Below are 10,807 nucleotides of genomic sequence, written 5' to 3' on the forward strand. Positions count from 1 at the left end.
TGAGGTGGCCGGGAGGCCGTTGGCCTGGCGGTACTGGGCGAGGGCGTCGAGGAAGGTGTTGCCGGCCGCGTAGTTGGCCTGGCCGGCGTTGCCGATCAGGCCGGCGATGGAGGAGTAGAGGACGAAGGCCGACAGGTCCAGGTCCTTGGTGAGGTCGTGGAGGTTCCAGGCCGCGTCGACCTTCGGCGCGAGGACCTTCTCCAGCCGCTCCGGCGTCAGGTCCGACAGGACGGTGTCGTCCAGCACGCCGGCCGTGTGGATCACCCCGGTGAGCGGCTGCTCGGCGGGGATCGCCGCCAACACCCCGGCCAGCGACTGCCGATCGGTGACGTCACAGGCGGCCACGGTGACCTCCGCCCCCAGCCCGGTCAGCTCCGTACGCAGCTCCTCGGCGCCCGGGGCGTCGATGCCGCGTCGGCTGAGGAGCAGCAGGTGCCGTGCGCCGTGTTCGGTGACCAGGTGTCGGGCCAGTACGCCGCCCAGCGCGCCGGTCGCGCCGGTGATCAGGGTCGTGCCCCGGTCCCAACGCGGCGTGATCGCCTGCGCGTCCTGACTCGTACGGGCCAGACGCGGCACGAACAGCCGCTTCCCGCGCACCGCGATCTGCGGCTCGCCCGAGGCCAGGGCCCCGGCCGGCAGGGTGTCGCCGTCCAGGTCCACCAGGACGATCCGCCCCGGGTTCTCCGTCTGCGCCACGCGCAGCAGACCCCACACACCCGCGTGCGTCAGATCGGTGACGGGCTCGCCCGCCGTGGCGACGGCGCCCCGGGTGACCACCACCAGCGTGGAACTCTCGAACCGCTCGTCGCCCAGCCAGAACTGCGCCGAGGAGAGGGTCTCGCGCAACGCGGCCCGCGCGGCCTCGGCCGGCTCGCCCTCGACGGCGCCCGGAACGAGCACCACCGTGGCGGGCACCGGTCCGGCCTCCGCCACCGCCTCCAGATCGGCGTACGGGAGACCACCGGGCACGGCGAGGTCACCGACCACGGCCCAGCCCGCCGCGGTGCCCGCGACCGGGTCGGAGGCCGGCAGGGCGTTCCACGCGACGCGGAACAGTCCGTCCCGGGCCGTCGACGCGGCCTCGCGCAGCGCCTCCTTCGACACCGGGCGCAACAGCAGCGACTCGACGGTCGCCACCGGGGCGCCCGCCCCGTCGGCCACCGTCAGCGAGGCCACCAGCGTGTCGGTGTCGCGCCCGGACAGCGTCAGCCGCACCCGCAGCACGGAGGCGCCCACGGCGTGGACGCTCACCCCGGACCAGGAGAACGGCAGCCGCGCCTGCCCCGACTCGAAGGCGACACCGGGCAGCAGCGGGTGCAGCGCCGCGTCCAACAGCGCCGGGTGCAGCAGGAACCGTCCCGCGTCCGCCCGCCCGGCGTCCGGCAGCCGCACCTCGGCGTACACCTCGTCGCCCGCGGTCCACAGCCGGGTCAACCCCTGGAAGGCGGGGCCGTACGCGTACCCCAGCGCGTCGAGCCGTTCGTACACCCCGTCGAGGGAGACCTCGGTCGCGCCGGCCGGCGGCCAGGCCGTCAACGGCTCACCGGTGGCGCCGGCCGAGGAGGCCAGCACCCCGTTCGCGTTCGGCGTCCACGGCCGGTCGGCCGCCAGGTCGCCGTCGTCGGTCCGGGAGAAGATCTCCACCGTGCGGCGGCCCGCCCCGTCGGCCTCGCCGACCACGACCTGGACCTGTGTACCGCCCTGCTCGGGCAGCACCAGCGGCGCCGACAGCATCAGCTCCTCGACCCGGTCCACCCCGAGCTGCTCGCCCGCCCGGGCCGCCAGCTCCACCAGCCCGGTGCCGGGGACCAACACCGTCCCGTACACCGCGTGCTCGGTCAGCCAGGCGTGGGAGCGGCGCGAGAGCCGCCCGGTGAACAGGTACTCGTCGCGGTGCGCCGACCCGACGGCCGCGCCCAGCAACGGGTGACCGGTCGCCGCCAGCCCCAGCCCGGCCGCGTCGGCCGGGGTCTCGGGGGCGTCCAGCCAGTACCGCTCGTGCTGGAAGGCGTACGTCGGCAGGGTGACGGTCCGCGCGCCCGGGAACAGCCTCGACCAGTCCGGCTTCGCCCCCCGCATCCGCAACATGGCCATCGCCGCGACGACGGTCTCCGTCTCGGGCCGGTCCCGGCGCAGCGCCGGGGCCGACGCCCCGGCCTCCTGCTCCAGGGAACCCTGCGCGAGCGCCGTCAGTACCCCGTCGGGGCCCAACTCCAGGAAGTCGGTGACGCCCTGGGCCTCCAGGTACCGGATGCCGTCGGCGAACCGCACGGCCTCCCGGATGTGGGTGGCCCAGTACTCCGGGGAGGTCAGCTGTTCGTCGGTGGCGAGGGTGCCGGTGACGTTGGAGACGACCGGGATGCGCGGCGCGTGGAACGTCAGCCCGCCGGCGACCTCGCGGAACTCCTCCAACACCTCGTCCATGTGCGGGGAGTGGAAGGCGTGCGAGACCGGCAGCCGCTTGGTGCGGGCGCCCTTCGCCCGCCATGCGTCGCAGATCTCGTCGACGACCGCCGAGTCACCGGAGACCACCATCGCGTCGGGGCCGTTGACCCCGGCGATGGCCACCGCGTTGCCGTACGGGGCGATCGAGGCGCGCACCGCCTCCTCGCCGGCCTGGATCGCGGCCATCGCACCGCCCTCGCGCGCGGCCTGCATCAGCCGGCCGCGTTCGGCGACCAGGCAGCAGGCGTCGCCCAGTTCGAGGACCCCCGCGAGGTGGGCTGCGGTCACCTCGCCGATGGAGTGGCCGAGCAGGAAGTCGGGCGTGAAGCCGTGGTGTTCGAACAGCCGGTACAGGGCCACCTCGATGGCGAACAGCGCGGCCTGGGTGAAGGAGGTCTGGTCGATCAGCGCCGAGTCCGCCGAGTGCTCCGGAGCGAACAGCACGTCCTTGATCGGGCGGGCCAGCTCCGAGTCGAACCGGGCACACACCTCGTCCAGCGCCTTCGCGAAGACCGGGTTCGCGGCGTACAGCTCGCGGCCCATGCCCAGGCGCTGGCTGCCCTGGCCGGTGAAGAGGAACGCGGTCTTGCCGGGCCGGGCCGAGCGGCCCCGCACGACGTTCGACGCGGACTCCCCGTGCGCCAGCGAGGACAGACCCCGGATCAGGGTCTCCCGGTCCGCGCCGACGACGGCCGCGCTGTGCTCCAGCACGGCGCGCCCGGTGGCCAGCGAGGAGCCGATGTCGGCGGGGGACAGCTCCGGGTGGTCGAGGACGAAGCGGTGCAGTCGCGCCGCCTGGGCCGCGACGGCCTTCTCGTCCCTGCCGGACACCAGCCACGGCAGCACACCGGCCGCCTCCGGCTCCGGGGCGGGACCGCGCCGGGCGGGCGCCGCCGGAGGCTGCTCGATGATGACGTGCGCGTTGGTGCCGCTGATGCCGAAGGAGGACACGCCCGCGCGGCGCGGGCGGCCCGCCTCGGGCCAGGGCGTCTCCTCGGTCAGCAGCGCCAGCGACCCCGCCTCCCAGTCCACGTGCGGGGACGGCTCGTCCACGTGCAGGGTCCGGGGCAGCACCCCGTGCCGCATCGCCTCGATCATCTTGATGACACCGCCGACACCGGCCGCGGCCTGACTGTGCCCGATGTTCGACTTCAGGGACCCGAGGTACAGCGGGCGGTCCTCCGGCCGGTCCTGCCCGTACGTCGCCAGCAGGGCCTGCGCCTCGATCGGGTCGCCGAGGGTGGTGCCGGTGCCGTGCGCCTCCACGGCGTCCACGTCGGCCGAGTTCAGACCGGCGTTGGCCAGGGCTTGGCGGATGACCCGCTCCTGCGCCGGCCCGTTGGGCGCGGTCAGGCCGTTGGACGCGCCGTCCTGGTTCACGGCGGTGCCGCGGATCACCGCGAGCACGGTGTGCCCGTTGCGCTTGGCGTCGGAGAGCCGCTCGACGAGCAGCAGACCGACGCCCTCGCTCCAGCCGGTGCCGTCGGCGCCCGCCGCGAAGGACTTGCAACGCCCGTCGGGCGACAGGCCCCGCTGGCGGGAGAACTCCACGAAGGTGTTCGGGCCGTTCATCACGGTCACGCCGCCCGCCAGCGCCAGATCGCACTCACCGGAGCGCAGCGCGTTCGCCGCGAGGTGCATCGCCACCAGCGAGGAGGAGCAGGCCGTGTCCACGGTGACCGCCGGACCCTCCAGCCCGTACGTGTAGGACAGCCGGCCGGAGATGACGCTGGACAGGTTGCCCGCGAGCAGGAAGCCCTCGAACTCCTCCGGCACCGACGGCAGCCGCGAGGCGTAGTCGTCGTACATGGCGCCGGTGAAGACGCCGGTGTGCGAACCGCGCAACAGCGCCGGGTCGATGCCCGCGCTCTCGAAGGTCTCCCACGCCGTCTCCAGCAGCAGCCGCTGCTGCGGGTCGGTCGCGGTCGCCTCGCGCGGGGAGATCCCGAAGAACTCGCGGTCGAAGAGGTCCGCCTCGTGCAGGAAGCCGCCCTCACGGACGTACGAGGTGCCCGTCCGCTCGGGGTCCGGGTCGTACAGGCCCTCCAGGTCCCAGCCGCGGTTCACCGGGAACGGGCTGACCGCGTCCACCCCGTCGGCGACGAGCCGCCACAGGTCCTGCGGGGACCGCACCCCGCCCGGGAAGCGGCACGCCATCCCGACGACGGCGATCGGCTCGTCCGAGGCGCCCTTGGCGCGGGCCCTGACGGCCTTCGCCGGCGCGTCGTCCGCCGAGACCTTCGACAGCAGGTACGCGGCCAGCGCGCCCGGCGTCGGATGGTCGAACACCGCCGTCGCCGGGAGACGCAGGCCGGTGGCCGCTCCGAGCCGGTTGCGCAGGTCCACGCCGGCCATCGAGTCGAAGCCGATCTCGCTGAACGCCCGCTCGGGGTCGATGGACGCGGCGCCCGCGTGCCCGAGGACCGAGGCGACCGTGGACCGCACGAGGTCCCGTACCGCCTCCGCCCGCCTGTCCTCGGGGAGGCCGGCGATCTGCCCGGCCCAGCCCGACGCGGCGCCGGCGCCCGCCCCGGCCTGTCCGGCGCGGCGGGTCCGGGTGCGCACCAGCCCCCGGTACAGGGCGGGCGGCGTCTCGGAACCGGTGCGCAGCCGGGCCGGGTTCAGCGCGACGGGCACCAGCAGCGGTTCGGTGGCGTTCAGCGCCGTGTCGAACAGGGCCAGACCCTGCGCGGGGGTGAGCGGGGTCATGCCCGCCCGGTCCCAGCGGGCCAGGTCGGCGTCGGTGAGCCCGGCGCCCATGCCGTGACTGGAGTCCCACAGGCCCCAGGCCAGCGAGGTCGCGGCCAGACCGGCGGAGCGGCGGTGCGCGGCGAGGGCGTCCAGCCAGGTGTTGGCCGCCGCGTAGTTGCCCTGACCGGCGGTGCCGGTGACACCCGACACCGAGGAGAACAGGACGAACGCCGCCAGGTCCAGGTCCCTGGTGAGCTCGTGCAGGTTCCAGGCCGCGTCCACCTTGGGCCGCAGCACCGCGGACACCTGCTCCGGGGTGAGGGACTCGATCGTCGCGTCGTCCAGGACACCGGCCGTGTGCACCACGGCCGACAGCGGGTGCTCCGCGTCCACGGCCGTGAGCAGCGCGGCCACCGAGGCGCGGTCGGCGGCGTCCGCCGCTACCACCCTCACCTCGGCGCCGAGCGCGCCCAGTTCGGCCGCCAGCTCCCGCGCGCCCGGGGTGGCCGGGCCGCGCCGGCTGCTGAGCAGTAGGTGCCGGACCCCGTGCTCGGTGACGAGGTGGCGGGCGAAGAGCGCGCCGAGGCCACCGGTGCCGCCGGTGACCAGGACGGTTCCCGAGGCCCCCAGGATGGGAACCTCGGGGGTGGTGATCGCCGCCGCGCGGGCCAGCCGGGGGGCGAACGACTCGCCCGCGCGGACCGCGAGTTGGGGTTCGCCGGTGGCGAGGGCCGCGGCGAGCGTCGCGTCGTCCGTCGCGCCGTCGGTGTCGACGAGCACGAGCCGGTCCGGGTGCTCGGACTGCGCGGAGCGGATCAGCCCCCACAAGGGGGCCGCGTCCAGGTCGGTGACGTCCTCGCCGGGCAGCGCGGCGACCGCGCCGGCGGTGACGAACACCAGCCGGGAATCGGCGAACCGTTCGTCGGCCAGCCACTCCTTGACCAGCGCGAGCGCCCGCAGGGTGGCCAGGTGCGCGCCCTCGGCGCCGGCGGCGCCGGAGCCCGCGTGCCGGACCAGCACGGTCGTCGCACCGGCGGCGGGGGCCAGGTCCTCGCCCACCTCGGTCCAGTCGACCGACGCCTCGGCGGCGCTCACCGGCTGCCAGCGCACCTCGTACAACGAGTCGTTCGCGCCGTCCGCGACCGAGGTCAGGGCCTCCTTGGCGACCGGGCGCAACGTCAGCGCGTCCACGTCCGCGACGGGCGCGCCCGCCCCGTCCGCCAGCGTCAGACGGTACGTGTCGGTCCCGGCGGGCGAGATCCGCACCCGCAGCTCGGCGGCGCCCGCCGCGTGCAGGGAGATCCCCGACCAGGCGAACGGCAGCCGGAGCCGGTCGCTCTCGCCCTCCACGGCCGCGTCCAGCACCAGCGGATGCAACACCGAGTCGAACAGCGCCGGGTGCACGCCGAACCGGCCGGCGCTCTCCCGGTGCGCCCCGGGCAGCCGCACCTCGGCGTACAGGTCCTCACCGGCGCGCCAGAGCGCCGTCAACCCCTGGAAGGCGGGGCCGTACGCGTACCCCAGCGCGGCGAGCCGCTCGTACACGCCGTCCAGCGGCTCGGCGCTCGCGCCGGCCGGCGGCCACGCGGACAGGTCCGCGTCCTCGGCCGGTACGACGGCCTCCGCGAGGGCGCCCGTCGCGTGCCGGGTCCACGGCCGGGCCTCGCCCTCGCCGCCGTCGGGACGTGCGTGGACGGAGAAGGGCCGCACCCCGGACGCGTCCGGGGCGCCCACCGCGACCTGCACCCGCACGGCCTCGCGTCCGACGAGCGGCAGCGGGGCCTCCAGGGTCAGTTCCTCGACGCGGGTGACACCGAGGTGGTCGCCGGCCGCGACGGCCAGCTCCAGGAACGCCGTCGCGGGCACCAGCACGGTCGTGCCGATCGCGTGGTCCGCGAGCCACGGGTGGGAGCCCACCGAGAGCCGGCCGGTGAACAGGGCGTCCTCGCGGTCCGCGAACTCCACGCTCGTGGAGAGCAACGGGTGCTCCGAGGCGTCCAGCCCCAGGCTGCGCGCGTCGGTGGAGGCGGTCGGCGCGAGCCAGTACCGCTCGCGCTGGAAGGCGTACGTCGGCAGCGGGGCCGGCGTGGCGCCCGGGAAGAAGGTCCCCGCGTCGAAGGTGCCACCGGCGGTCCACACCCGGGCCAGGCCGGTCGTGAGCGTGTCGGCCTCGGGGCGGCCCGTGCGCAGCAGCGGCACGGCCACGGCCCCGGTGTCCTCCAGCGCGCCCTGCGCCAGGGCGGTCAACACGGCGTCCGGGCCGACCTCCACGAACAGGGTCGTACCCTGCGCGGCCAGCTCGCGGACGGCGTCCAGGAACCGCACGGCGGCGCGGATCTGCCCGGTCCAGTAGTCGGGGGAGGTCAGTTCGGCCTCGGTGGCGACCGCGCCGGTGACGGTGGAGACGATCGGGATCGCCGGCGCCGCGAAGGCGACGTCGGCCGCGACCGCGCGGAACTCCTCCAGGATCGCGTCCATGTGCGGGGAGTGGAAGGCGTGCGAGACGGTCAGGCGCTTCGTCTTGCGGCCCTGCTCCCGCCACAGAGCGGCGATGGCCTCGGCGGCGTCCTCGTCACCGGAGATCACCACGGAGGACGGGCCGTTGACGGCGGCGACGGACACCGCGTCCTCGTGGCCCGCGAGGGAGGCGGCGATCTCCGCCTCCGTGCCCTGGACGGCGATCATGGCGCCGCCGGGACGGGCCGACTGCATCAGCCGGCCGCGGGCGGCCACCAGCTTCGCGGCGTCCGCCAGGGTCAGCACCCCGGCGGCGTGCGCGGCGGACAACTCGCCGATCGAGTGCCCGGCCAGCAGGGCGGGCACCACCCCGTGGTGCTCCAGCAGCCGGAACAGGGCCGTCTCCACCGCGAACAGGGCGGGCTGCGTGTAGGTGGTCTCGTCCAGCAGCGCGGCGTCGGAGCTGCCCTCCGCCGCGAAGAGCACCTCGCGCAGCGGCCGCTCCAGCAGCCCCTCGAAGGCGGCGAACACCTCGTCGAGGGCGCGGGCGAAGACGGGGTGGCGGGCGTACAGGTCACGGCCCATGCCGAGCCGCTGGGCGCCCTGGCCGGTGAACAGGAAGGCGGTCCGGCCGGTGCTCGGGACAGCGCCGGTGACGACGGCGGGCGCGTCGGAGCCCGCGATCAGCGCGTCGAGCCCGGCGAGCAGGGCGTCGCGGTCCTCGGCGAGGACGACGGCGCGCTGCTCGAAGGCGGTACGGGTGGCCGCGAGCGCCAGCCCGACGTCCGCGAGGTCCGTGTCGGGAGCGGCGGCGTGGGCGCGCAGCCGCTCGGCCTGGGCGCGCAGCGCCTTCGGGTCGCGGGCCGACAGCAGCCAGGGCAAGGCCAGTTCCGGCGCGGCGGGGGCCTCGACGGAGGTCGCGGGCGCGGGCACCGTCTCGGGGGCCTGCTCGATGACGACGTGGGCGTTGGTCCCGCTGATCCCGAAGGAGGAGACGGCGGCGCGGCGCGGCCGACCGGTCTCGGGCCACGCCCGTTCCCCGGTGAGCAGTTCCACGGCGCCCGCCGACCAGTCCACGTGCGGGGACGGCTCGTCCACGTGCAGGGTCCCGGGCAGCACGCCGTGGCGGATCGCCTGGACCATCTTGATGACGCCGCCGACGCCGGCCGCCGCCTGCGCGTGACCGATGTTCGACTTCAGCGAGCCGAGGAACACCGGGGCCAGACCCTCGCGGTCGCTGCCGTAGGTGGCCATGACGGCCTCGGCCTCGATCGGGTCGCCGAGCCTGGTGCCGGTGCCGTGCGCCTCCACGGCGTCCACGTCCGAGCCGGTGAGACCGGAGTCGGCCAGCGCCTGGCGGATGACCCGCTGCTGCGCGAGACCGCTCGGGGCGGTCAGGCCGTTGGAGGCGCCGTCCTGGTTGATGGCGGAGCCGCGCAGCACCGCGAGGACGGTGTGTCCGTTGCGTTCGGCGTCGGAGAGCCGCTCGACGAGCAGCAGGCCCACGCCCTCGGACCAGCCGGTGCCGTCGGCGCCGGCGGCGAAGGACTTGCAGCGGCCGTCGGGGGCGAGGCCGCGCTGGCGGGAGAACTCCACGAACATGCCGGGGGACGACATGACGGTCGCGCCGCCCGCCAGGGCCAGGTTGGTCTCGCCCGATCGCAGCGAACGGATGGCGAGGTGCAGGGCGACCAGCGAGGAGGAGCAGGCGGTGTCGGTGGTCACCGCGGGGCCGAGCAGCCCCAACTGGTAGGCGATCCGGCCCGACATCACGCTGGTGGTGCTGCCGGTGAGCACCGAACCCTGGACGCTCTCGGGGGCCTCGTACATCCGGGGCCCGTACTCCAGCGCCGTCGCGCCGACGAACACGCCGGTCCGGGAGCCGTGCAGGGACTCCGGGCGGATCCCGGAGCGCTCGACGGCCTCCCAGGCGGTCTCCAGCAGCAGCCGCTGCTGCGGGTCCATCGCGAGGGCCTCGCGCGGCGAGATGCCGAAGAAGCCGGCGTCGAACTCGGCCGCCTCGTGCAGGAAGCCGCCGCGCCGCACCGCGCTCTTGCCCGGGCGGTCGGGGTCGGCGTCGTACAGGTCCTCGTCCCAGCCGCGGTCGACGGGGAACCCGGAGACGGCGTCGCCGCCCTCCGCGACCAGCTTCCACAGCTCGTCGGGGGAGGAGATGCCGCCCGGGAACCGGCAGGCCATGCCGACGATCGCGATGGGCTCGTCGGCGTCGGCGGGACGGGTGAACTCCTCGGCCGACACGGCCGCCCCGGCCAGCTCGGCCCCGATGAACGAGGTGAGCGCCAGCGGCGTCGGGTGGTCGAACAGCAGCCCGCCGGGCAGCCGCAGGCCGGTGGCATCGGCCAGCGCCTTGCGCAGCTCGGTGGTCATCATCGAGCTGAAGCCGAGCTTCTGGAACGGGGTCCGCGGCTCCAGCACCTCGTCCGGCCCGTACTCCAGGATCGCGGTGACGTGCGAGGTGACCAGCTCGGAGACGGCGCGGTCCCGCTCGGCCTCGGACAGCCGGGCGAGGCGCGCGCCGAGTGCGCCGCGCGGGCCGGCGGCCGGCTCCTCGGCGGTGTCGGCCCCCGGGAGGGGCAGCGGGGCCGTCTTGCGGGCGGCGGCGTCGAACCAGTGCCGGCGGCGCTGGAACGCGTACGTGGGCAGGGAGACCCGACGGGCGCCGGTCCCCGCGTACAGCACGCCCCAATCGACGTCGGCGCCGCGCGTGAACGCGGTCGCGACGGCCGTCAGCAGCGTCTGCACCTCCGGGCGCCCCGCGCGCAGTGCCGGGGTGCCCTCGGCGAGGGCGCTGAGGACGGCGTCGGGGCCGATCTCCAGGAAGGTGTCGGCGCCCAGCGACCTCAGGGTGGCGACCGCGTCCGCGAACCGGACGGCGCCGCGGACCTGGTCGGTCCAGTAGCAGGGGGTGCGCAGGTCGTCGCCGGAGGCGAGCTTCCCGGTGAGGGCGGAGACGACGGGGATCCGCGGCTCGTTGTAGGTGAGGTCCTTCGCCACCTTGTGGAAGGGCTTGAGCATCGCGTCCATGTGGGGGGAGTGGAAGGCGTGCGAGACCGTCAGGCGCTTGGTCTTGCGGCCCAGTTCGGCGAGCTTCTCGGCGACCTTGAGGGCGGCTTCCTCGTCGCCGGAGACGACGACGGAGGTCGGGCCGTTGACGGCGGCGATCGAGAGCCGGTCCTCCAGGCCTTCGAGGAGC

At 75.3% G+C, this 10,807-nt stretch carries 1 protein-coding gene; it reads right to left on the reverse strand.

The features are described from left to right. The coding region (locus ADK55_RS05585) for a type I polyketide synthase (protein WP_053676336.1) at nt 1-10,807 on the reverse strand (10,807 nt) is incomplete at both ends.

Source organism: Streptomyces sp. WM4235 (assembly GCF_001279725.1).
Classification (GTDB): domain Bacteria; phylum Actinomycetota; class Actinomycetes; order Streptomycetales; family Streptomycetaceae; genus Streptomyces.